Genomic DNA, 23,961 nt, shown 5'->3' on the forward strand with positions numbered 1-23,961 from the left:
CTTTATAAAACAAAAACAATATTTTTATAAAAAGCATATTGACAATTTTTGAATCTGGATATACAATTATATTAAAGGTGGCGCAAGCGATTGCAAATTTTATTTGCAGTTAAGCGCTTTTAAAAATAGCGCCAAAGAAAGCGATTGCTGTAATTTAATAGTAATCACTAAGGGGATGATACTAGTAAAAGATTATGATTATGAAGTTTGTCTTCAGCATTTTTAGTTAATATACATCAATTTGTTATTATGTTGGAGAAAAATAAAATGCATTATTGTTTTATTTGGTTGTAAAACTGATATGGAGAAAATCGATGCAGGGCGATGCTATATATACAATAACTATATATGTAAACATTGTAGCAAGAGCTTAGATTGAGGTTTGAAATAAAATTTTGGGATATACCCAAAAAAATCATAAAAATTTTATTTTGTGAGGAGGATTTACATGAAAAAGTACACAAAAATTTTTGCAATACTTACTGCCATGGTATTGCTATTATCAGTTGCTTTAACAGGCTGTGGAAGCAGCAAGACAAATGAATCAAAGTCTTCAGATAATAGTTCTAATAACACTTCTCAGACACAGCAAAAAAAGGAACCAGTTGAATTGACGGTATGGTCACATTTGACAGATCCTGAAATAGCCAAGGTGCAAGAAATCGCTAACAAATGGGCTCAAGAGACAGGCAATAAAGTAAAAGTATTGGCTGATCAAAGCGACTTCCAGGCGTTTTCTACGGCAGCTCAGAGCGGTAAAGGGCCGGATATTATGTTTGGATTGCCGCATGATAATCTTGGAACATTCCAAAAGGCTGGGCTTTTAGCAGAAGTACCTGATGGAGTTATTAATAAATCTGATTATGTCCCGATGAGCATAGATGCAGTTTCATATGATGGGAAGATGTATGCAATACCATTATCAATGGAGACATACGGACTTTTCTACAATACAAGCAAAGTTCAAACTCCTCCAGCTACACTTGATGACTTGATTAAGGTTGGGCAGCAAGTTGGATTCCAATATGATATAAATAATTTCTACTACAGCTTTGCATTTATGGCTGCTTATGGTGGTTATGTATTTAAAAATAATGGAGGCGCTCTCGATCCAAATGACATAGGTTTAAATAATGATGGCGCAAAAAAAGGTTTGTCTTTGATAAGAGATTTTGTAAAAACTTATAAGTTTATGACTGCTGATATTAAAGGTGATATAGCTAAAGGCAATTTCCAAAATGGAAAGATAGGCCTTTATATAAGTGGTCCATGGGATGTTGATGGATTTAAGAAAGCAAATGTTCCTTTTAAAGTGGCTCCACTTCCAGCAGTTGATGGGAAGCCGATGCCTTCATTTGCTGGTGTACAGGCAGCTTTTGTAAGTGCTAATTCTAAACATCAACAAGAAGCATGGGATTTATTAAAATATCTTGCTCAAAATACGGCATTGCCTCTTTTTGAAACAGGCAATAGAATTCCGGTTCTCAATTCTGTGTTAAACAATGATGAAGTTAAAAACAACGATATTTTGAATGCATTTGCTGAGCAAGCTAAGAATGCTATTCCTATGCCAAACATTCCTGCCATGACAGCAGTTTGGACACCGGCTGGTAATGCACTGCAGCTTGTAACATCAGGTAAAGCAACTCCTGATAAGGCAGCAGATGATATGGTCAATCAGATAAAGCAGGGTATTGCTACTCAGCAATAAATAAAGGGGCAAAGTGCCCCTTTCCAATTATTTTAGAGGAGGACATTTTATGAAGACAGGAACAAAAATCAGAGACAAATTGACACCATATGCGTTTTTGTCACCTGCAATATTATCAATGACGGTGTTAAGTTTTTTACCTATTGCATATACCATATATATTGCGTTTACCAATTTTAGCCTGAATCACTTTAAACAATATCAATTTGTAGGATTTAAAAACTTTATCGATATTATCAATGGTCCGTTAAGAACGGTTTTTTTGCCAGTGCTTTTATGGACGGTTGTTTTTGCAGCGATAGCAACATTGGCTAATTATGTTATAGGTTTATTTTTGGCGGTTTTACTCAATAACAAAAATATGTGGGAAACGAATATTTATAGAGCCATACTCATAATTCCATGGGCATTGCCATCAACAATTGCAATATTAGCTTGGCAGGGTCTATACAATCAAGATTATGGTGGAATAAATACTTTGCTAAGTTACTTGCATATTTCAAAAATACCTTGGCTTACGGATCCATTCTGGGCAAGAGTGGGAATAATAATTGCCAGTGCGTGGATGGGATATCCTTTTATGATGAATGCATCTTTAGGGGGATTACAAGCTATACCACCAGAGTTATATGAAGTAGCAGATTTGGATGGTGCTACTTGGTTTCAAAAGTTAAGGCTTATAACACTTCCTATGCTTATGTCATCAGCGCTGCCACTTATTATATCATCATTTGCTTTTAATTTTAATAATTTTGGTTCTGTGTTTTTGATAACTGGTGGAGGCCCTCCAAGAACAGATACAGCTTTTGCTGGTACTACAGATTTACTCGTAAGTGCAGCTTACAAAATGACAATGCAATTTAATAGATACGATTTGGCGTCAGCATTGTCAATAATTATATTTTTGATAATTGGAACATTAAGCTATGTGAATATGAGAATGACGCATGCATTTGAGGAGGTGGACTAAAGTGATGACGTCAGCTAATGCAAATATGAATAAAAGCAAATTAAAAGAAGATCGAAAAATGCGTCCAAACGAGAAAGTAACTTTGTGGGTTAGCAGAGTTATAATTTGGATTTTCATTATAATAATTCTTTTTCCTGTGGCATGGGTTGTAGGTGCTTCCTTGGGGACAGGTGATGCTTTCTTTTCCGGTACAATTTTTCCAAAGCATATAAGCTTTCAAAATTATATAGACTTGTTTCAAAAAACACAGCTATTAACATGGATAAAAAACAGTATGATCTTGTGTTTTGGAGTGGCTATCATACAATCTATTTTAACATCTACTTCCTCATATGCATTTAGCAGAATGAAATTCGTCGGAAGAAAAAATGGATTAATGACTCTTTTGATTTTACAGATGTTTCCAACATTTATGTCTTTGCCAGCGATATACGGAATTTTGGCAAAATTAGATTTGCTTGATAATTTATATGTATTTGTTTTGGTGCTTGCAGGTGGTAGTGCTTTTAATATATGGCTTTTAAAAGGGTATATAGATGGATTGCCAAAAGAACTTGATGAAGCGGCATTGGTTGATGGCGCGTCATATTGGCAAATATTTATTAGAATAATATTGCCACTTACTGCACCTATGCTTGTTGTAATATTTTTGTTTAGCTTTATAGGGACATATAGCGAATTTATATTGTCAAGTGCTGTACTAAAATCACCTGAAAGTTATACTGTGGCACTTGGACTTCAAAGATTTATTACAAATCAATTTTCAGCCCATTGGACATTATTTGCGGCAGCGTCTGTTGTAGCTTCATTGCCACTTGTAATTATATTTATGGCATTGCAAAGGTATTTGCAACAAGGGCTTGCAGCTGGTGCTGTAAAAGGATAAAATGTTGCACATGGAACAAATTGTAAACACTGGAATACATTCCAGTGTTTTTTGTATATTATGGTCGTTTAATGTTAAAAATAATATTGTTTTATTATTAAATTATTTGGAGGTAAGAGATGAGTAAAAAGGTTGGTATTCCAAAAGGGCTTTTATACTACAACTTTTATCCTATGTGGAAAGCATTTTTTGAAGAACTGGGCGCTGAAGTGGTTACTTCCAGTGATACATGCAAAAAAATAATTGATGATGGTGTCAAGACTTGTGTTGATGAAACGTGTCTTCCTGTAAAGACATTTATGGGCCATGTGATTGATTTGAAGGAAAAAGGTGTTGATTATATTTTTGTTCCCAGAGTCATAAGCGTAGAAAGACATAGATATCTCTGCTCAAAATTTTTGGGGTTGCCTGACTTAGTGAGAAATCTTGTTTCTGATTTGCCACCAATAATAGACATGAAGATTGATTTTTATCGTGGCGATGATTTTATGAAAAGAGAAATATTGAGAGTTGGTAAATTGTTCATCAACGATGTCAGTAAAATTAAATACGCATACGAAAAATCTTTAAAAATGCAAAGGACTTTTGAATGCATCGTTCGAGAAGGTTTTTCAAATACAGAAGCAATAAAGATTATGGAAGGGAAAAAATTAGATGCAAATGCAAAAGGGGATTTAAAAATAGCTTTATTAGCCCATCCCTACGATATAATGGATGATTATTTATCTATGGGGTTGATAAATAGACTTAAGAATATGGGAGCTTATGTGCTTACTACAAATATGATAGAAAGAGATAAAATTGAAAAAGGTGCCGGTAAACTTCAAAAAGATTTGTTTTGGACTTATGGAAGGGATATTTTAGGTGCAGGTAAATATTTTATTGAAAGTGAAGACATAGATGGTGTAATATCTGTTTCAGCATTTGGATGTGGACCAGACTCTATCACTGAAGATCTTTTAGAAAGGGATTATAAAAGAGATGGTAGGATTCCATTTATGTCAATAACTATTGATGAGCATACTGGTGAGGCTGGTCTAAATACCAGATTAGAAGCATTTATTGATTTATTAAGATGGCGCAAAGGAGAGATTATGGCATGAAAATAACATATCCACATATGGGTTCATTAAATATGATATTAAAGACGATGTTTGAAGGAATCAATGTAGAAGTTGTGGAGCCACCACCTGTTACTAATAAGACTCTATCAATTGGAGTAAAATATTCACCTGAGTTTGTCTGTCTTCCGTATAAGATAAATCTGGGAAATTTTATAGAAGCACTTGAAAATGGTGCTGATACTATAATAATGTTGGGTGGTATAGGCCCTTGCAGATTTGGCTATTATGGACAAGCACAAAAAGAAACATTGATAGATTTAGGGTATAAGTTTAATATGATAATATTAGATCCGCCTCATGGAAGGCTAGTTGACTTTTTAAAAGAACTTTCATCGTATTTTCCAGACGTATATTGGAAAGATGCTTTGAAGGCTTTTATTTTTGCTGTTCAAAAAATGATAATTGCTGATAAATTCGAAAAGAAGCTTTTGATTTTAAGAGCACATGAAAATAGAGCAGGAGTTACGACTAAAATCTTTGAAGACTACATGAAAAAAATAAAAAATGCGAAAAACAAAAAAGAGTTAGATAGCATTTACAAAGAAGGCTTGGAAAAGTTAAGACAAAATGCAACTACAAAAAGGGAAATTCAGCTTAAAGTTGCTTTAGTCGGAGAAATCTACCTTATGCTGGAGCCTTTTTCTAATTTGGATATTTGCAGATCATTGAATGAATTAGGCATAGAAGTCACTAAAACTGATTTTCTCTCGGATTATTTGATAAACAGCGCTTTTAAATTGCCTCAGAGAATGGAATTTAAAAAATATGCACATGGATATTTAGAAAGGGATATTGGCGGTCATGGCTTAAATACTGTTGCAAACACTGTAAAATATGCAGAAAAAAATTACGATGGCATAATACAGATTTTTCCTTTTACTTGTACACCTGAAATTGTCGCACAGGGAATAATCGCCAAAGTAAGCAGAGATAAAAATATACCGGTTATGTCATTAAGCTACGATGAAAAAACCGGTGAAGCTGGCTATCAGACGAGATTAGAAGCGTTTAAAGATTTATTGGAGAGGCGGAGATTGAAAATATAAAAAAATATTAAATTTTTTATCTGGATATCGAAAAAAATATAAATTATTGGTATACTTATATTTGTATATAAATAGATTATTTTTTATGGAAGATCGACGATGAGGTGATTTTATGAATGAACTTGGTGATATACTTAAAAATGCGCGATTAAAAAAAGGCATGACACTTGACGATCTTCAGGAGATTACTAAAATTCGCACAAGATATTTGAAAGCCATAGAAGATGGTGATTTTAATGTTATCCCAGCTTTAGTGTATGCAAAGGGCTTTGTGAAGAGCTATGCAGAGGCCGTAGGTTTAGATGCGGGTGAACTGTTAAAAAAGTATAGTTATCTTTTTGAGGAACCCAAAGAAAAGGATGATGTAGTGCAACATGTAAATGCACCTGTAGAGAAAGAAAGTTCTTTTGATTTATCAGCACTCCTTAAAAGACTTATAAAGCCATTTATAGGGGTTTTGGTGGTATGCCTTTTTGCATTTGGCGTATATTATATGATAAATCAAATAAATAAAGGATTGGCGCCTCTTCCAAGTACAGAGCAAAGCGCGAATAACACTACTAATAAATCGCAAAATCAAAATAAGGATAATACTACTTCAAATGATGTATATAGCAATAATCAAAAAACGACTACGTTTAACTTGGTAAACAGCACAAAAAGCGAAGTTGATTATAAAGTTTCACCTGTTGCTGATTCATACAAAGTCGATCTATCTATACCTGGAGAGAAATGCTGGGTTAGTGTGAAGGTGGATGGTGTCAATACCTATCAGTATTTGATGACATCAGGAATGGTAAAAACATTTGATGTCAAAAATGACATAGAAATCTTGATGGGAAATCCGCCAGATGCTAAAATAACAGTAGATGGCAAAGAAATACCACACATTGATATTCCAGCACCAGTAACTGTAAAACTTGAAAAATGAGAGAGGGGTATTGTATGATAAGACAAGCTATATATCACAAAAGTGATGTTCCGTTTGCATATCCTTTAAATAAGGATGAGCTTCATATAGTCTTAAGGACTGCTTCTACAGATATAAAAAGATGTTACATTTTTTATCGTGACAGATATGATTGGATGGGTAAGTTCAAAGTAAAAGAAATGTTTTTAACTCAATCAAATGAGTTATTCGATTATTATGAAACGACACTTAAATTAAACAAAAAATTTGTATACTTTTTTTACTTAATATCTATGAAGGATGAAAGAGTCTACTATACGGAATCAGGTTTTTATGAGGAGAAGCCAGAGAATAGCTTTCATGGTTTTTTTCAGTTTCCTTATATATGCGATATGGATGTTTTTTTTGCACCAAAATGGACAAGCGATTGCATTGTATATCAAATATTCCCTGATAGGTTCAACAATGGAGATAAATCAAATGATCCAGAGAATGTGAGACCTTGGGGTGAGAGACCTGGACCAACTACATTTTTTGGGGGAGATATTCAGGGGATTATTGATAAAATTGAATATCTTAAGGAACTTGGAATTAATGCAATATATATGACGCCAATATTTTTGTCACCGTCTACACATAAATACAATACAACAGATTATTATAAAATAGATCCTCATTTTGGTGATACACAAAAGGCAAAAGAATTAATAGATAAATGCCATAAAAATGAGATAAGAGTGATTTTTGATGCTGTCTTCAATCATTGTGGCTATGACTTTTTCGCATTTCAAGACGTAATTAAGAATGGGAAAGATTCAAAATATTGGGATTGGTTTAACGTATATGAATGGCCTATAAAAACAACACCTCTTCCATCATATGAGGCTTTTGCGGATCATGAATGGAGAATGCCGAAGCTTATGACTAAAAATCCTGATGTGCAAGAGTACTTGCTTAATGTTGCTGAATATTGGATTAAAGAAGTAGGCATTGATGGTTGGAGGCTTGATGTTGCAAATGAAATAGATCATCATTTTTGGAGAAAATTTAGGGAGATTGTGAAAAAAGCGAAGCATGATGCTATAATTGTCGGTGAGGTTATGCATGATGCATCACCTTGGCTTTATGGTGATCAGTTTGATAGTGTCATGAATTATCCTTTTAAGAATGCTCTTGTTGACTTTTTTGCAAAGAGAAGCATAGATGCAAAGCGATTTAACACTATTATGACTGAACAATTGATGAGGCACATGGACGGTGTTAATAGAGCTATGTTAAATCTAATAGGGAGCCATGATACTGAAAGATTTTTGACAATGTGCAATGGCATGGTAGTGCGAATGAAGCTGGCGTTGGTTTTTCAATTTACATATATTGGAGTTCCGTATATATATTATGGGGATGAAGTTGGCATGGTTGGTGGATATGACCCTGATTGCAGAAGATGTATGATTTGGGACGAAGAAAAACAAAACTTGAAGTTATTCAATTTTTATAAAAGGCTTATTTCTTTGAGAAAGGAAAATGAAGAACTAAGATATGGAACATATAAAACACTATATGCAAAAGATGGAGTTATAAGTTTCAAAAGGGAATACAAAGGTAAATCGATTATTGTGATAATAAATAATAGCAGCAAAGAGAACTCAATATTGTTAAATGGCGTACAAGGAAAGGCAGATATTTTAGGAATGGGCAAGATAAAGATAAGGGGTAAAATTATATCATTAGAGCCAAACTGTGCCTATATTCTAAAATAAATTAGTGTTATCCTTTATATGACTTAAGCCGGACTATTTGTCCGGCTTAAAACATGGAAATTTTAACGTTTTGTATACATTAATTCGTAGTATTCTTTAAGCATTCTATTTGCAGAAAAGGCATCATAGGTTGTTCTAACGCTTTCTCTCATCATATTTTCCCATTTTTCTTTATCGTTATAATATGTTGGTACCACTTTATTTAACAGTACATCGTACAATGCTTCAAGGTCGTGCTTGTCTAAAATTTCTACATCATCAGATTCAAATCCATCGCCAAATTGCCAGCCATTTACACCGTCAATGCAAGCTTCAGGCCACCAACCGTCTAAAATACTTAAGTTTAATACACCGTTCATAGCAGCTTTCATGCCAGATGTACCGCTTGCTTCCTTTGGCCTTCGAGGATTGTTAAGCCAAACATCGGAACCTCTTGTCAACATTTTACCTATTGTCATATCATAATCTGGAAGAAATACGACGCTTTCTGGGTATTTTTTGGTCATCTCAATTAACTTTGCTACGATTTTTTTTCCAACATCATCTAAAGGATGTCCTTTTCCCGAAAATACCATTTGTATTTTTCTTGATTTTAAGTATTCACCTATAACTTCATCATTTGTGAAAATAAGGTCACTTCTCTTGTAAGGGGCAGCTCTTCTTGAAAAACCTATTAGCAATTTGTCTGAATCAAGCTTTACACCAGTGCGTTCATATACAAAATCAATTAATTCTTGTTTTATTACATTATGTGTTTTCAGGAGATTTTCACCTTTATTGTATGCTTCCGTGATTCTACTGTCTACCCATGTTTTTCTGTCAATACCGTTTGTAATTGATATGATTGGAGCAGCATTATCAACATGTGCCCACATTTTATTTGCAGTCTGTCCGTGCAATTTTGCGACACCGTTTGCAATTCGTGAAAGTCTTAGCCCTGCAACAGTCATATTAAATGGAACTCCGCCTATTTGAGCCATTTGCTCAATTGTTAGACCGTTGTTTGCGCCCATGTACATGAGAAGCTCTATGTTGTGAGATTCGTTCCCTTCAATTACAGGTGTATGTGTTGTAAAGACAACTTCTTGTCGTGTTGCATTCCATGCTTCATCGAACGTCATATTTTTATTTTCCATTTTTTCTCGTATAAGTTCCAATGCTGCTAATGCGGCATGGCCTTCATTAAAGTGATAGACATCGATGTCGATTCCCAATGCTCTTAAAGCTCTTACACCACCGATGCCAAGCACGATTTCCTGTGCAACTCTTTCTTCGCCAAACCATCCGTAAAGTTGTCCTGTTATCCATCTATCTCCATTTTCAGGTATATCCGTATCTAAAAGGTACAGTGGTGCATTGTCAAAACTATCTACGAGCCAGACTTTGCAGTATACATCTTGATTTCTAATTTTAACTTTTACTTTCACACCTGTATCTTTTAGAAAATCGTACTTGTAGTTATGATATGCGTCATAAGGATAACCGTCTTCGCCTATATGTTGTTCTGTATAACCTTGTTTCCATAGGATGCCGATGCCTACAAGAGGCATGCCAAGTTCTTTCGCGGCTTTCAAATGATCACCTGCTAAGATTCCAAGGCCTCCAGCGTAAAGCTTAAAATCCGAATGAAGTCCGTATTCCATGCAAAAGTATGCCACTCTTGGAAGTTTTTCTCTGTCCATTTTATACCTCCTTATAAAACTTTTAAGTATATTATAATATTAAAAAATCAACAATGCAATGGGTTGCACAAAATTTCATAACCGATGTACGCTAAGTAACCTTATTTGAGATTTGTGAATATTATGCAGTATATATCAAAATATGGCTAAATGCCATCTTTCCATATTGTAATTGGGGTGAGATTATGGAGGCAAATGGGAGATACGGAAGAGATTATCACTACTATAAAGAATACGAAAAGCTGTATGGAAGCCTTGATATTTTTAGATTTTTAGCTGCAAAAAGATTAAATGAACTTGGTGAATACGAAGAGTGGAAAGATTACAAAGAGTTTAAAGATTGGCTTTCATCAAAAGAAATATCTGATTGGAAAACTTCGAAAGATTATTTAGAGTGGGAAAGAAAAAAGTTAGATTTTTAAATTATTTTTAGACTCCTATAAAAAATTTATAGGAGTTTTTTTAAAATTATGTAGTATAATAGATATAGGACCCGGCGAGGTGATTTGTATGTCCTTTTCGTCTATTACAAAAAACGAGTTATCAAGAATATACCCCGATGATAGCTGTTGCAAATTAGCTGAACTTGCTGCTTTGATAAGAACCATAGGTTCAATATCTATATATGGTCATCAGAGAATCAGCTTAAGCCTTGTAACTGAAAATGCTTCTGTGGCAAGATTAGTATTTAAGCTTTTAAAAGATATATTCAATGTCGTAGCAGAGGTGATGGTTAGAAGAAATAGCCAACTAAAAAAATCTTTAAGCTATTTAATTTTAGTGTCTGACAAGACTGCAGCCGAGAATATATTGAGAGAAGTGGGACTTTTAAAGTACGATGGTGAAGGCATAAAGCTTAATTATGGCATCGATAAAAGTATTGTCAGCAAAAAGTGTTGTAAGAAAGCCTATATTAGGGGGGCTTTTCTTGGAGGTGGTTCGATCAGCGATCCAGAAAAGGCTTACCATTTAGAGTTTATAACACACAATTTAGATCATGCTAAGGACTTAAGCAAGTTAATAAATAATTATCATTTGCATTCAAAAATTATTGCAAGAAAAAATAATTATGTAGTATACTTAAAAGAGGGAGAACAAATAGTAGATGTCCTAAACATAATGGGAGCACATAATTCCTTATTGAACTTAGAAAATATACGCGTATATAAAGATATAAGGAATAATGTAAATAGGCTTGTTAATTGTGAAACTGCTAATCTTACAAAGACTATCAATGCATCATTGAGGCAGATAGAGAATATAAATTATATAAAAGATAACGTAGGGCTTAATTATCTCCCGGATAATTTAAAAGAGATTGCAGAAAAAAGGCTTAAATATCCAGATATAAGCCTTAAAGAATTGGGTCAGATGCTAGATCCTCCTGTTGGAAAATCAGGAGTAAATCATAGATTAAGAAAAATTGAAGAAATAGTATCAAAATTAAAAGAGAGGAGAGTCAACAATTATGACTGAAAAGACAGTAGAAATTAAAAATAAGACAGGTCTTCATGCGAGACCAGCAGCTTTGTTTGTACAAGCGGCTAGCAAATTTTCATCACAGATTTGGGTGGAAAAAGAAAATAAAAAGGTAAATGCAAAAAGCATCATGGGCATTATGTCATTAGGTGTTGCACAGGGAAATACAGTGAAACTTATCGCTGATGGCAGCGACGAGCAAGAAGCAATTAAGACACTTGTTGATTTAATTGATTCAAAATTTGGAGAAGAATAATCTAAAAAGGTTTCTTAGGAAACCTTTTTTGCATGAAGGATGATTTTTTTATGACTAAAAATGAGAGGGTGCTGGAGTATCTTAAAAGTCTGCCAGAAGGAACCAAAATATCAGTAAGGAGTTTAGCACAGGCTTTAAAGATAAGCGAAGGCACTGCGTATAAAGCCATAAAAGATGCAGAAAGCATGTACATTGTGACAACTATTCCGAGAGCAGGTACCATACGAACAAAGCCTAAAAACAAGTTATTTGATAGGCTAACATACGAGGAAATAAAGAATGTTGTCGATGGAATAGTTTTAGGTGGAGAAAATGGGCTCAATATAGAGCTTAACAAGTTTTTGATAGGTGCCATGACAACCGAAGAAATGGTAAAGTACATTCAACCTGGTGATCTTATAATTCTTGGAAATAGAGACAATGCACAGATGGCAGCATTAAAAGCAGGTGCTGCCGTGCTCATAACAGGTGGATTTGATGCTAAAATAGAAGTTAAAACTTTGGCAGATCAACTTTCATTGCCTTTGATATCAACTACTTATGATACTTTTACCGTGGCAACCTTAATAAACAAAGCAATCAATGAGAGAATGACAAAGAAAAGGATACTGCTTGTAAGCAATATTATGTCATCTAATCCCATCTACATGACGACAAAGCAGACAGTAAATGATTGGAAGGTGTTGTTGAATAAGACAAGCCATACCAGGTATCCTGTTGTGGATGAAAGCGGTGCTTTAGTTGGAATAGTTACATCCAGGGAAATAGCTAAAGCTGACGATGAAGATAAAATAGGAGATATAATGGCCAGAAATCCAATATACGTCACTGAAACTACGACTGTAGCGTTTGCGGCCCATCTAATGATATGGTGGAATATAGAGGTATTGCCTGTTACTAATAATAAAGAACTTGTTGGCATCATAAGTAGAGAAGACGTGATAAAAGCCCTTCAATACATGGCAAAACAGCCTCAGATCGAAGAAACTATCAATGACACATTGTTAAAAGACTTTCATGCTGAGAAAACACAAGATGGAATGAAATTTTATGGAACGATACCGCAAAACATGGTAAATCAATTAGGAACGGTCAGTAGCAGCGCCCTCATGATGCTTATGAGCGAATGCGGCATATCGTCAGTGACGAGAAATAAAAGATTTGATGCTGTTGTAGATAATTTTTTAGTTTATTTTATAAGGCCTCTACAGACAGAAAAGACGATTGAAGTAAATACTGCTATCATAGATTATAGCGGCAATTTCTGCAAAGTTGAGATATCAGTTTTATACGAAGAAACAATGATTGCAAAAGCACTGATGTCTTTGAGGCTTTTAAAGAACAAAAAACTTTTTTAAGGTGATTGTAATGTTTGTACATTTGCACGTTCACAGCGAATACAGCCTTCTCGATGGTTCATGTAGGATAAAAGAGCTTATAAAGAGGACGAAAGAGCTTGGAATGAATTCCATAGCTATTACGGACCACGGCGTCATGTACGGTGCCATAGATTTTTACAAAGAGGCCGTATCTTATGGTGTAAAACCTATAATTGGGTGTGAAATTTACGTTTCTCCAAGGTCTTTGTACGATAAAGAATACGGCATAGATAATTTGAATTATCATCTGATTTTGCTGTGCAAAAACATGACTGGATATGAAAATTTGATGAAAATTGTCTCAAAGGCATCTATCGATGGTTTTTACTATAAGCCGAGGGTTGATCATCAATACTTAAAAGAACACAGCGAAGGATTAATAGCGCTTAGCTCATGTCTTGGCGGTGAAATACCATCGTATCTCCTTTCTGATGAATATGAAAAAGCTAAAGAGACTGCTATTTTTTATAACTCCATTTTTGGGACAGGCAATTTTTATCTTGAGCTTCAATACCATGGTTTAAGCCAGCAGGAAAAAGTAAATGCGGAATTGATAAAACTTTCAAAAGAGCTAAACATACCTCTTGTGGCCACAAATGATGTTCATTATCTTAATAAAGAGGATCATTTGGCACATGAAGTCCTTTTGTGCATTCAGACAGGCAAAAACATGGATGATGCTGATAGGATGTCATTTCCAACAGATCAGTTTTATCTAAAGTCCCCTGATGAGATGTATGAGATGTTTTCATATTGCAAGGAAGCCTTAGAAAACACTGTAAAAATTGCTGATATGTGCAATCTTGAATTTGAATTTAATAAAACGAAGCTTCCTAAGTATGAAGTGCCAGATGGCATGAAATCAGATGAATACTTGAGAAAGCTTTGCATCGATGGATTATATAAAAGATATCCAAATCCAAGTGATGAAGTAATCGAAAGGCTAAACTACGAGCTTTCTGTGATAGAAAAAATGGGGTATGTTGATTACTTCTTAATCGTTTGGGATTTTATAAAGTTTGCCCGCGACAATGGTATAATGACTGGCCCTGGGAGGGGTTCGGCTGCTGGAAGTCTTGTGGCATACTGTCTCGGAATAACAAAGATTGATCCTATAAAGTACAATCTTCTTTTTGAAAGATTTTTGAACCCTGAAAGAGTAAGTATGCCAGATATAGACTCTGATTTTTGTTATGAGAGAAGACAAGAAGTAATTGATTATGTGGTCAAAAAGTATGGGGAAAATAGAGTGGCGCAGATAATAACGTTTGGTACAATGGCTGCTAGGGCTGCCATAAGAGATGTAGGCCGTGCTTTGAACTTCCCGTACGCTGAAGTTGACGCTATTGCCAAAATGATACCTTTCGAACTCGGTATGACTATAGATAAAGCAATTGAATTAAATCCAGAGCTAAAAGATAAGTACGAAAATGACGAAAAGATTAGGCGGTTAATTGATATATCAAGATCTCTTGAAGGTCTTCCGAGGCATGCTTCTACACATGCTGCTGGCGTAGTTATATCCAGTGAACCACTGGTGAAATACGTGCCGTTGCAAAAAAATGAAGGCTCTATTGTTACACAGTTTACGATGACGACTTTGGAAGAATTAGGCCTTTTAAAGATGGATTTTTTAGGTTTAAGGACACTTACTGTCATAAGAGATACTTTGAATATCATAAAAGAAACTAAGGGAATTGATGTTGACATAGACAATATTGACTTTGAAGATAAAGAAGTTTATGCACTAATAAGCAAAGGTGATACTGAAGGTGTATTTCAATTAGAGTCATCTGGAATGAAACAGTTTATGACAGAACTAAGGCCAGAAAAGTTGGAAGATGTAATAGCAGGTATATCGCTGTATAGACCGGGGCCGATGGATCAAATACCCAGATACATAGAAAATAAAAATAACCCTGAAAATATAAAGTATGAACATCCACTTCTTAAACCAATTCTTGATGTCACTTATGGTTGCATGGTTTATCAGGAGCAAGTTATGCAGATAGTGAGGGATTTGGCAGGGTACTCGTTGGGAAGGTCTGACTTGGTTCGCCGTGCGATGGCGAAGAAAAAAATGAAAGTCATGGAGGAAGAGAGAAAAAACTTCATTTATGGAATCAAGGATGAAAATGGAAATTACATTGTACCGGGAGCTGTAAATAGAGGCGTCGATGAAGCTACAGCCAACAGGCTTTTTGATGAAATGATAGATTTTGCTAATTATGCATTCAATAAATCTCATGCTGCGGCTTATGCTGTTGTGGCATTTCAAACGGCATATTTAAAACGGTATTATCCCGTTGAATTTATGGCTGCATTGCTTAATAGCTTTGTTGACAATACAGATAAAGTGGCTTTTTATGTACAAGTTCTAAAAAAGATGGGCATACAGATTTTACCGCCAGACATAAATGAAAGTTATTCCTATTTTTCTGTCGTCAATGGCAAAATTAGATTTGGCCTTGCTGCTGTTAAGAATGTTGGATTAAACGCTACTTTAGAGATTGTGGAAGACAGAAGGAAAAATGGCAGATATACGTCTATCATAGACTTTTTTGAGAGAATAGACGAAATGCAATTAAACAAAAAAGCTGTTGAAAGCTTAATAAAAGCCGGTGCATTTGATTCATTTGGCGTCTACAGATCTCAATTATTAGCAGTTTACGAAGGCATAATGGAAAGCATCCATAGAAGCAGAGAGAGGAATATAAAAGGGCAGATATCATTATTTGAAAGCGATGCGGAAAGCTATAAAATCGATTATTCGCTTCCAGACATCAAAGAATTTTCTAAAGACGTAATACTTTCTATGGAAAAAGAAACTATGGGGCTTTATATTAGCGGACATCCACTTGATGAATATCAAGACGATATACGAAGAATAGCAAATTGTACAACGAGGGACTTGAAAAATAGCGATGACTCATTTGCAAAAAAAACGGCCTTTGATGATCAAGATGTTGTTTTGGTAGGGATTGTAGAAAGCAAGAAAATAAAGTTTACAAAAAACAATAATATGATGGCTTTTGTAAATCTTGCAGATCTGTACGGTACCATCGAAGTCATCGTATTTCCTGCTGTGTACGAAAGATACTCAAAATTTTTAAGTGAAGATTTGCCTGTTGTAGTAAAAGGCAAAGTAAGTTTAAGGGAAGATGAAGAGCCAAAGATTTTATGCGATGAAGTTAAGCCGCTTACACACATGATACGAGAAAAACTGTGGCTTAATGTGAAGGAACAAAAGGATGTGGAAAAGATTAAAGGAATTTTAGTCAAATACAGAGGAAACATTCCTGTTTTTATAAGATATGCAAATAAAAATCTGGCAGCTCAAAAAGATCTTTGGGTAAATGGTGCAAATGAGCTTTTGGACGAACTTGCAAGTGTACTGGGAGAAGAAAATGTTAAAATTGTATAACGTGTAAATATATATTGATATTATACAAAAAATAAATTAAAATAGTAGTTAGAATATTCAAGGAGGCCTTTTTATGTGGACTGTTATATATATGGCGCACAGCATGGAAGTTGCAGAAAAGGTCAAAGATGTGCTGACAAAAGAAGGCTTTTTAGTGAAATTAAAACCATTGAAAAAAAATGTAGACAATAACGACGGCTACTGTGAAGTTATGGTTCCTAATTCAGAAGCTCAGGATGCACAGAATATTATTATTGAATATGGTCTTTAATTACCCCTTATAAGGGGGACTTTTAATAAAATGGGACATATAATGACCCGGTTGGTAAGGAGGATATATTATGAGAACAATAGGAGTTTTAACAAGTGGTGGAGATGCACCAGGCATGAATGCTGCCATAAGGGCAGTGGTAAGATGCGGCATATATAACGGGCTGACAGTAAAAGGCATCATGAGAGGCTATCAGGGGCTTATAGACGACGAGATAGAAGACATGACATTGTCATCAGTAGGTGACATAATTCAAAGAGGCGGTACAATACTTCGTACAGCCAGAAGTGCAGAATTTAAGACAAAAGAAGGAAGAGCCAAGGCTGCAGAGGTATTGAGAAAGCACAATATTGAGGGGCTTGTGGTCATAGGCGGAGATGGCTCTTTTAGAGGTGCACAGCTTTTAAGCAATGAACATGGTGTTAATACGATCGGTATTCCAGGCACTATCGACAATGACATACCGTGTACAGATTATACAATCGGTTTTGATACAGCCTGCAATACGGCTATAGATGCCATCAACAAGATTAGAGACACGGCAACGTCACATGAAAGAGCAAATATCATAGAGGTAATGGGAAGAAATGCTGGGTACATAGCGCTTTATGCAGGACTTGCTGGAGGAGCAGAGATTATAATAATACCGGAAGTCAAGTTTGACATAGATGAAGTGTGCGAAAAAATTTCGTACGGCATAAAGAGGGGCAAGCTGCATCACATAATTGTACTGGCAGAAGGTGTAATGAGCGGTCTGGAGTTATCAAAGATGATTCAAGAGAGACTTCCTAAGCTTGATTTAAGGCATACGACTTTGGGCCACATACAAAGGGGTGGCGCGCCTACTGTCATGGACAGAGTTATCGCAAGCCAAATGGGATCAAGAGCTGTAGAGCTTCTGTTAGAAAACAAATCTCAAAGGATAATAAGCATAAGAAATAACCAGATTGTGGATGATGATATTGACACTGCTTTGGCAATGAAAAAAGAGTTTAATTTAAAGCTTTATGAACTCAGCAAAATATTATCAATTTAAGGAGTGAAGATATGCGTAGAACTAAGATAATATGCACGATTGGTCCTGCCAGTGAAAAATATGAGATATTGAAAGAGCTTATAGAAAGCGGTCTTAATATTTGCAGGTTGAATTTTTCACATGGGGATCATGAAGAGCATGGAAGCAGAATAGACAATATTATAAAGATTAGAGAAGAACTTAAGCTGCCCATTGCAATTATGCTTGATACAAAAGGGCCTGAAATAAGGACTGGCAAATTTAAAGGCGGTGTTGCAGAGCTTAAAGAAGGCCAGACATTTACGATAACATCAAGGGAAATTGAAGGAGATAACACTATTTGTTCTGTTTCATACAAGGGGCTTCCTCAAGATGTGGAGAGAGGTTCTCGCATATTGATTGATGACGGATTAGTATCATTGAAAGTCAATGACGTAAAAGGTGAAGATATAGTATGCACTGTGGAGAATTCTGGTACAATAGGTGATCACAAAGGTGTAAATGTGCCTGGTACAAAGCTTAATTTGCCTGCCATAACGCAAAAAGACGTGGATGACATAGAGTTTGGAATAAAAAAAGGAATCGACATGATTGCAGCGTCTTTTGTCAGAAAAGCAGCAGATGTAATTGCCATAAGGAGATTGTTAGAAGACAATGACGCTGGCCATATACTTATCATATCAAAAATTGAAAATCGCGAAGGCGTAGAAAATATTGACGAAATAATCAAAGTCTCTGATGGCATAATGGTTGCCCGAGGCGATTTGGGTGTCGAAATTCCTATAGAGGAGATACCTATCGTTCAGAAAAGGATAATTGAAAAATGCAACAAAGCAGGTAAACCAGTAGTTACTGCTACACAGATGCTTGACTCTATGATAAGAAATCCAAGGCCAACAAGGGCAGAAGTAACAGATGTAGCCAATGCTATATTGGATGGCACTGATGCAATAATGTTGTCTGGTGAAACAGCGCAAGGCAAATATCCTGTAGAGGCTTTTAAGACGATGTCAAAGATAGCTGAAAAGATTGAGACGTATATAAATTACAAAGAAAATTTAGATAAAAATGTGGATTACAATATTTCTATGACAAATGCCATAAGCCATGCTACGTGCACTACCGCGAGAGATATAGGCGCAACTGCCATTATTACATCTACAATATCAGGTTATACTGCGAGAATGGTGTCTAAGTATAGACCGTCAGCACCTATAATAGCAGTGACGCCAAACAAAGATGTGGCGAGAAGGCTTAGCATCGTGTGGGGTGTTCATCCATTGATATCACAGGAAGTCAATTCTACAGATGAAATGATAGAAGTATCAGTAAATACGGCTTTAAATGAAGGATTAATTCGAAATGGCGATATTGTAGTAATATCGGCAGGAATACCTGTCGCGACTACAGGCACAACAAATATGTTGAAGGTTCATATTGTGGGAGATGTAATAGTAAAAGGCACAGGCATAGGCACTAAATCCATAAGTGGTGTTGTTTCCATCATAAGAGATCCATACAAGGACAAAGATAAGTTCAGAGAAGGAGACATCATCGTTGCTCAAAAAACTGAAAGGGATTATATGCCTATAATTGAGAAGGCTTCAGCTATCATAACAGAAGAAGGTGGACTAACGTCCCATGCTGCAATAGTTGGATTGAACTATGGATTACCTGTCATTGTAGGCTGTGAAGGAGTAACTTCAAAGCTTAAAGATGGAATGACGGTAACTCTCGATACTGCCAGAGGATTGGTCTACAAAGGCATAGTGAATATAAAATAGGACAGGAAGTCATCTTCTTGTCTTTATTTTTTGAGGTGATAATACATGTATACTTACGACGTAAAAGTAAGGGTCAGATATGGCGAAACAGATAAGATGGGCATAGTGTATCATGCGAATTATTTAAACTGGTTTGAAATAGGCAGGACAGAATTTTTCAGATCTTTAGGCATGACTTATCGAGAATTAGAACAGAACAATATCATGCTTCCGGTGATAGAAGCCAATTGCAAATACTTTTGGCCTGCAGAATATGATGATGTAATAATTATAAAGACAAAAATAGGTTTATTGAAAGGCTCAAGGATAAGATTTGAGTACGATATAATGAAAGAAGATGGAAATAAGCTTTTGGCACAAGGCATGACAGAACACCCATTTACGACACTTGACAGGAAACCTGTAAATATAAAGAAGGCTTTGCCACATGTTTATGAAATGCTGAATAAATGCTTTGAAGGTGTATGAAGTTTGAATATAATTCAATAAATTGGTTATAATGGTATTGGTAACCGATTATATCAATGGGCGGCATTCGCCCTATTTTTTTTGCCTTTATATAAAATCGGTTGCACAAACCTCAGATATAATGTAAAATAGTATTGGAGGCGATGAAATTGAATAGAAAACTTATAAAATACCTACCTGTATTATTTCTTGCATCCAGTGTGCTAAGCGGATGTGGAAACAATAATATATCAAGTATGAAAATTGAAAGATTAAATAATGTGCAAGCAATAAATGGCCCGGGAGAGGCCGATACATGGGCAAAAGCCCAGAAACAAGGTGTAGGTACTGCAAACAACTATACTTCCAAAGTGTGGTTTACACTTGCAGACGGAGCGATATCTGAGGTTTACTATCCCACTATAGATACTGCTGATGTAAAAGATATTAAATTTTTTGTGACAGATGGAAAAACGTTTGTCTCTGACGAGACAAAAGACACAATGACCAAAGTAGAAAAGTTCACTGAAAAATCGTTAGGTTATAAAATCATTAACACAGATAAAGATGGGAGATATAAGATAACTAAAGAAGTATTTACTGATGTAAAGCGAAATTCTCTCATAATTAAGACGAAATTTGAAGCTTTAAAAGGCAATGTTGATGATTACAGACTTTATGTAATGTGTGATCCTCATGTAAAAAATCAGGGCAAATACAATGAAGGATACGCAGTTAAGGCAAATGGCAATGTTGCGCTAATTGCTGAAAGAGATGGGATTTATACTGCATTGTCGTCTGATGTAGGCTGGAAAAAGTATTCGATAGGTTATTATAAAGTAAATGATATTGAGACCGATCTTTATAAAAACATGCAAATGACTTACAATTACAATAGTGCAAAAGGCAACATCATAGAAGGTGCTGAGATAGATCTTAAGAAAAATACTCAATTTGAAATCGTATTGTCTTTCGGACAAAGTGAAAATGAAGCGGTAAGGACAAACATGGAAACTTTAAATGATGATTATGGTAGTTTAAAGAAGGCGTATATAGACGAATGGGAGAAGTATTGCAATAGCCTTAATGATTTTGGCGGAAAAGCAAATTCACTGTATTTCAATAGCATGATGATATTAAAAGCCAGTGAAGACAAGACAAACAAGGGTGCTTATATAGCATCGCTATCAATCCCATGGGGTGATGGCCAAGAAGATGACAATATCGGTGGTTACCATCTTGTATGGTCACGAGATCTGTACCATGTAGCAAATGCATTTATAGTTGCTGGCGATACTGATTCGGCAAACAGAGCGTTGGATTATTTAGTCAAAGTAGTAAAAGACAATGGAATGATTCCACAAAATACATGGATAAATGGAAAGCCTTATTGGACAGGCATACAGCTTGATGAGCAGGCAGACCCAATAATATTAAGCTACAGGCTTAAAAGATACGATCTCTATGAAAGCCTTGTTAAGCCTTTGGCGGATTTCATCGTGAAAATAGGCCCTAAGACGGGACAGGAAAGATGGGAAGAAATAGGAGGATATTCACCAGCGACGCTGGCTTCAGAAGTAGCAGGACTTACATGTGCTGCGTATATAGCTGAACAAAACAAGGATTTTGAATCTGCTAAAAAGTATCAAGAAAAGGCGGACAACTGGCAAAGGCTTATTGACAGCCTAACTTACACAGAAAAAGGTCCTTTGGGAAATGGTCAATACTATATAAGGATAGCAGGACTTCCAGATCCAAATGCTGATTTCATGATAAGCATAGCGAATGGCGGTGGTGTATACGACCAAAAAGAAATCGTGGATCCAAGTTTTCTGGAGCTTGTAAGGCTTGGAGTAAAATCAGCAGATGACCCTAAAATACTAAATACACTGAAAGTCGTAGATGAAACAATAAAAGTCGATACTCCGAAAGGACCGTCGTGGTACAGGTATAATCATGATGGATATGGCGAGATGTCTAAGACAGAACTATATCATGGGACAGGGAAGGGAAGATTGTGGCCACTGCTTACAGGTGAGAGAGGCATGTACGAGATTGCTGCAGGAAAAGATGCGACATCTTATGTAAAAGCCATGGAGAACTTTGCAAATGAAAGCGGCATAATATCTGAGCAAGTATGGGAAGATACTGGGCTTCCTACAGATTCAGCATCACCGCTTAATTGGGCACATGCCGAATACGTAATATTGTTTGCATCGAATATAGAACATAAAGTGCTTGACATGCCAGACATAGTTTATAAAAGGTATGCTTCGAAGTGATACACAGATTTTCCGGGTGACTATATCCGGGAAATCTGTTTTTCATTGTTTAAATAGAGTATAATTGTGTATGTGAAAATATTAATTTGGAGTGATAATTCTTGCAAAATTTAAACATTGGCGATATATACGAAGTATTCATTGACAATATGGCGCATGAGGGCCAGGGCGTCGGAAGATTAGATGGAATTGCTGTTTTTGTAAAAGGCGCTTTAAAAGGAGAGAAGGTCTTAGCCAAAATTGATGAAAAACATAAAAATTATTTAAATGCACATGTAGAAGAAATATTAGAGCCATCACAGGAAAGAATTATGCCTAAATGCCAATATGCTGATAAATGTGGGGGCTGTACGCTTCAACATTTAACATACAGCGGACAGTTAGAATTTAAAAAACATGTTGTTGAAGAAAGCTTGAAAAGAATTGGGGAAATTGATGCTTTTGTATTTGATACGATAGGCATGTATGACCCACTGCATTACAGGGATAAAGCGGAATATCCATTGAGCTTTAGAGATGGTATGGTAGAAGGTGGATTTTATGCATCTAAATCACATGAAGTGATTGGCATAGATTCCTGCATGATTCAAAATAGCGTCAGCGTCAAAGCGATGAAAACCGTTGTAGAATGGGCAAACGACTATAAGATTACAGTTTACGACAAAAAAACTGGGAAAGGGCTTTTAAGGCATGTGATAACTAAAGTTGGTTTTGCAACAAAAGAAGTCATGGTTATCATTGTGGCAAATGGCAGAGACGTTCCACACAAAAAAGAACTTGTAAGCCGGCTTAAAGGAAATATTGAAAACTTAAAAAGCGTTGTTTTAAATGTAAATAGAAGCAGCGGAAAACAAGTCATGGGTAACGAAAATATTGTCATATATGGTGATGATTATATTACTGATTTTATTGGAGATAAAAAATTTGAAATATCTCCTTTGTCGTTCTTTCAAGTAAATCCTGTTCAGACTAAAGTATTGTATGAGAAAGCGTTGGAATATGCAGATTTAAAAGGTGATGAAACCGTCTTTGATGTGTACTGTGGCATAGGAACGATATCGATATTTTTTGCAGAACATGCAAGAAAAGTCTATGGGATAGAGGTAATACCAGATGCTGTAGAAGACGCGAAGCGAAATGCAACCATAAACGGAATATATAATGCAGGATTCATTGCTGGAAAAGCAGAAGATGTCATGAAAAAGCTTTTCGGCAAAGGTCTAAATCCTGATGTCATAGTGTTTGACCCACCAAGAAAAGGCCTGGATAAAGATGTTGTGAAAACATCCATAGAGATGAATCCTGAAAAAATAATTTACGTCTCCTGCAACCCGACTACACTGGCAAGGGATTTAAGGATTTTTGAAGATAATGGATATAAAACAAAGAAAATACAACCAATAGATATGTTTCCGTACACTTATCATGTTGAGTGCGTAACATTGATGTCAAGGGTTGAGAAATAAAGAGCTGAAAAGCTTGTAAATAAAGGGTTTCCAGACATTTAGCTTTTCTCCAGGCTGCTTTGCCGGATG

19 protein-coding genes are annotated in these 23,961 nt (G+C 35.6%); 18 read left to right on the top strand and 1 reads right to left on the bottom strand.

Annotated elements, in window-relative coordinates; all coding sequences use genetic code 11:
- Positions 1–448 precede the first annotated feature (448 nt).
- The 7 genes from ACZ42G_RS03635 (at position 449) to ACZ42G_RS03665 (ending at position 8,407) form a co-directional block, all read left to right on the top strand.
- On the top strand, positions 449–1,711 hold the full coding sequence (locus tag ACZ42G_RS03635; RefSeq protein WP_464851458.1) for a sugar ABC transporter substrate-binding protein: 1,263 nt from the start codon (positions 449–451) through the stop codon (positions 1,709–1,711).
- A gap of 49 nt (positions 1,712–1,760) precedes the next feature.
- Positions 1,761–2,681, top strand: coding sequence for a carbohydrate ABC transporter permease (locus ACZ42G_RS03640; protein ID WP_013787422.1), 921 nt, complete (start codon positions 1,761–1,763; stop codon positions 2,679–2,681).
- Positions 2,682–2,685: 4 nt separating this feature from the next.
- Entirely contained in the window at positions 2,686–3,567 is an 882-nt protein-coding gene (locus ACZ42G_RS03645; protein WP_464852104.1) for a sugar ABC transporter permease, read from the top strand.
- A 119-nt stretch (positions 3,568–3,686) separates the two neighbouring features.
- Entirely contained in the window at positions 3,687–4,670 is a 984-nt protein-coding gene (locus ACZ42G_RS03650) for an acyl-CoA dehydratase activase-related protein (RefSeq protein WP_464851459.1), read from the top strand.
- Entirely contained in the window at positions 4,667–5,737 is a 1,071-nt protein-coding gene (locus tag ACZ42G_RS03655; RefSeq protein ID WP_464851460.1) for a hypothetical protein, read from the top strand. Before ACZ42G_RS03650 ends, ACZ42G_RS03655 begins: the two co-directional genes overlap by 4 nt.
- Before the next feature lie 112 nt (positions 5,738–5,849).
- The gene (locus ACZ42G_RS03660; RefSeq protein ID WP_464851461.1) at positions 5,850–6,668 is read left to right on the top strand and encodes a helix-turn-helix domain-containing protein; all 819 of its coding nucleotides are present in this window, start codon (positions 5,850–5,852) and stop codon (positions 6,666–6,668) included.
- Positions 6,669–6,682: 14 nt separating this feature from the next.
- Entirely contained in the window at positions 6,683–8,407 is a 1,725-nt protein-coding gene (locus ACZ42G_RS03665) for a glycoside hydrolase family 13 protein (protein WP_464851462.1), read from the top strand.
- 62 nt (positions 8,408–8,469) lie between these two features.
- On the opposite strand, the gene glgP is transcribed toward ACZ42G_RS03665, so the two are convergent.
- Positions 8,470–10,089, bottom strand: coding sequence for an alpha-glucan family phosphorylase (glgP, locus tag ACZ42G_RS03670; protein ID WP_464851463.1), 1,620 nt, complete (start codon positions 10,087–10,089; stop codon positions 8,470–8,472).
- A gap of 185 nt (positions 10,090–10,274) precedes the next feature.
- On the opposite strand from glgP, the gene ACZ42G_RS03675 reads away from it, so the two are divergent.
- The 11 genes from ACZ42G_RS03675 to rlmD all read left to right on the top strand — a co-directional run bounded on the left by ACZ42G_RS03675 (position 10,275) and on the right by rlmD (position 23,892).
- The gene (locus ACZ42G_RS03675; protein ID WP_333510435.1) at positions 10,275–10,511 is read left to right on the top strand and encodes a hypothetical protein; all 237 of its coding nucleotides are present in this window, start codon (positions 10,275–10,277) and stop codon (positions 10,509–10,511) included.
- Positions 10,512–10,599: 88 nt separating this feature from the next.
- A complete protein-coding gene (whiA, locus tag ACZ42G_RS03680) occupies positions 10,600–11,565 on the top strand; it encodes a DNA-binding protein WhiA (RefSeq protein WP_333510434.1) in 966 nt (321 codons plus the stop codon).
- On the top strand, positions 11,558–11,824 hold the full coding sequence (locus tag ACZ42G_RS03685) for an HPr family phosphocarrier protein (RefSeq protein WP_014758240.1): 267 nt from the start codon (positions 11,558–11,560) through the stop codon (positions 11,822–11,824). Before whiA ends, ACZ42G_RS03685 begins: the two co-directional genes overlap by 8 nt.
- 50 nt (positions 11,825–11,874) lie before the next feature.
- A complete protein-coding gene (locus tag ACZ42G_RS03690; protein WP_464851464.1) occupies positions 11,875–13,182 on the top strand; it encodes a DRTGG domain-containing protein in 1,308 nt (435 codons plus the stop codon).
- Positions 13,183–13,192: 10 nt separating this feature from the next.
- Positions 13,193–16,627, top strand: a complete 3,435-nt coding sequence (locus tag ACZ42G_RS03695; RefSeq protein ID WP_464851465.1) for a DNA polymerase III subunit alpha — start codon at positions 13,193–13,195, stop codon at positions 16,625–16,627.
- A 73-nt stretch (positions 16,628–16,700) separates the two neighbouring features.
- A complete protein-coding gene (locus ACZ42G_RS03700) occupies positions 16,701–16,898 on the top strand; it encodes a hypothetical protein (RefSeq protein ID WP_013787433.1) in 198 nt (65 codons plus the stop codon).
- Between the two features lie 70 nt (positions 16,899–16,968).
- Positions 16,969–17,934, top strand: coding sequence for a 6-phosphofructokinase (gene pfkA, locus ACZ42G_RS03705; RefSeq protein ID WP_274892416.1), 966 nt, complete (start codon positions 16,969–16,971; stop codon positions 17,932–17,934).
- 11 nt (positions 17,935–17,945) lie between these two features.
- Positions 17,946–19,697, top strand: coding sequence for a pyruvate kinase (gene pyk, locus ACZ42G_RS03710; protein ID WP_274892417.1), 1,752 nt, complete (start codon positions 17,946–17,948; stop codon positions 19,695–19,697).
- Positions 19,698–19,742: 45 nt separating this feature from the next.
- Positions 19,743–20,165, top strand: coding sequence for an acyl-CoA thioesterase (locus tag ACZ42G_RS03715; protein ID WP_464851466.1), 423 nt, complete (start codon positions 19,743–19,745; stop codon positions 20,163–20,165).
- A 149-nt stretch (positions 20,166–20,314) separates the two neighbouring features.
- Positions 20,315–22,426 carry a glucan 1,4-alpha-glucosidase gene (locus ACZ42G_RS03720; protein WP_464851467.1) on the top strand — a complete coding sequence of 704 codons (2,112 nt, stop codon included), beginning with the start codon at positions 20,315–20,317 and terminating at the stop codon, positions 22,424–22,426.
- Positions 22,427–22,527: 101 nt separating this feature from the next.
- The gene (rlmD, locus tag ACZ42G_RS03725; RefSeq protein WP_464851468.1) at positions 22,528–23,892 is read left to right on the top strand and encodes a 23S rRNA (uracil(1939)-C(5))-methyltransferase RlmD; all 1,365 of its coding nucleotides are present in this window, start codon (positions 22,528–22,530) and stop codon (positions 23,890–23,892) included.
- Positions 23,893–23,961: the final 69 nt, after the last annotated feature.

Source organism: Thermoanaerobacterium calidifontis (assembly GCF_055381745.1).

Coding starts and splice junctions, on each gene's coding strand:
- ACZ42G_RS03635 (WP_464851458.1), top strand. CDS start 449: ATGAAAAAGTACACAAAAATTTTTGCAATACTTACTGCCATGGTATTG.
- ACZ42G_RS03640 (WP_013787422.1), top strand. CDS start 1,761: ATGAAGACAGGAACAAAAATCAGAGACAAATTGACACCATATGCGTTT.
- ACZ42G_RS03645 (WP_464852104.1), top strand. CDS start 2,686: ATGACGTCAGCTAATGCAAATATGAATAAAAGCAAATTAAAAGAAGAT.
- ACZ42G_RS03650 (WP_464851459.1), top strand. CDS start 3,687: ATGAGTAAAAAGGTTGGTATTCCAAAAGGGCTTTTATACTACAACTTT.
- ACZ42G_RS03655 (WP_464851460.1), top strand. CDS start 4,667: ATGAAAATAACATATCCACATATGGGTTCATTAAATATGATATTAAAG.
- ACZ42G_RS03660 (WP_464851461.1), top strand. CDS start 5,850: ATGAATGAACTTGGTGATATACTTAAAAATGCGCGATTAAAAAAAGGC.
- ACZ42G_RS03665 (WP_464851462.1), top strand. CDS start 6,683: ATGATAAGACAAGCTATATATCACAAAAGTGATGTTCCGTTTGCATAT.
- glgP (WP_464851463.1), bottom strand. CDS start 10,089: ATGGACAGAGAAAAACTTCCAAGAGTGGCATACTTTTGCATGGAATAC.
- ACZ42G_RS03675 (WP_333510435.1), top strand. CDS start 10,275: ATGGAGGCAAATGGGAGATACGGAAGAGATTATCACTACTATAAAGAA.
- whiA (WP_333510434.1), top strand. CDS start 10,600: ATGTCCTTTTCGTCTATTACAAAAAACGAGTTATCAAGAATATACCCC.
- ACZ42G_RS03685 (WP_014758240.1), top strand. CDS start 11,558: ATGACTGAAAAGACAGTAGAAATTAAAAATAAGACAGGTCTTCATGCG.
- ACZ42G_RS03690 (WP_464851464.1), top strand. CDS start 11,875: ATGACTAAAAATGAGAGGGTGCTGGAGTATCTTAAAAGTCTGCCAGAA.
- ACZ42G_RS03695 (WP_464851465.1), top strand. CDS start 13,193: ATGTTTGTACATTTGCACGTTCACAGCGAATACAGCCTTCTCGATGGT.
- ACZ42G_RS03700 (WP_013787433.1), top strand. CDS start 16,701: ATGTGGACTGTTATATATATGGCGCACAGCATGGAAGTTGCAGAAAAG.
- pfkA (WP_274892416.1), top strand. CDS start 16,969: ATGAGAACAATAGGAGTTTTAACAAGTGGTGGAGATGCACCAGGCATG.
- pyk (WP_274892417.1), top strand. CDS start 17,946: ATGCGTAGAACTAAGATAATATGCACGATTGGTCCTGCCAGTGAAAAA.
- ACZ42G_RS03715 (WP_464851466.1), top strand. CDS start 19,743: ATGTATACTTACGACGTAAAAGTAAGGGTCAGATATGGCGAAACAGAT.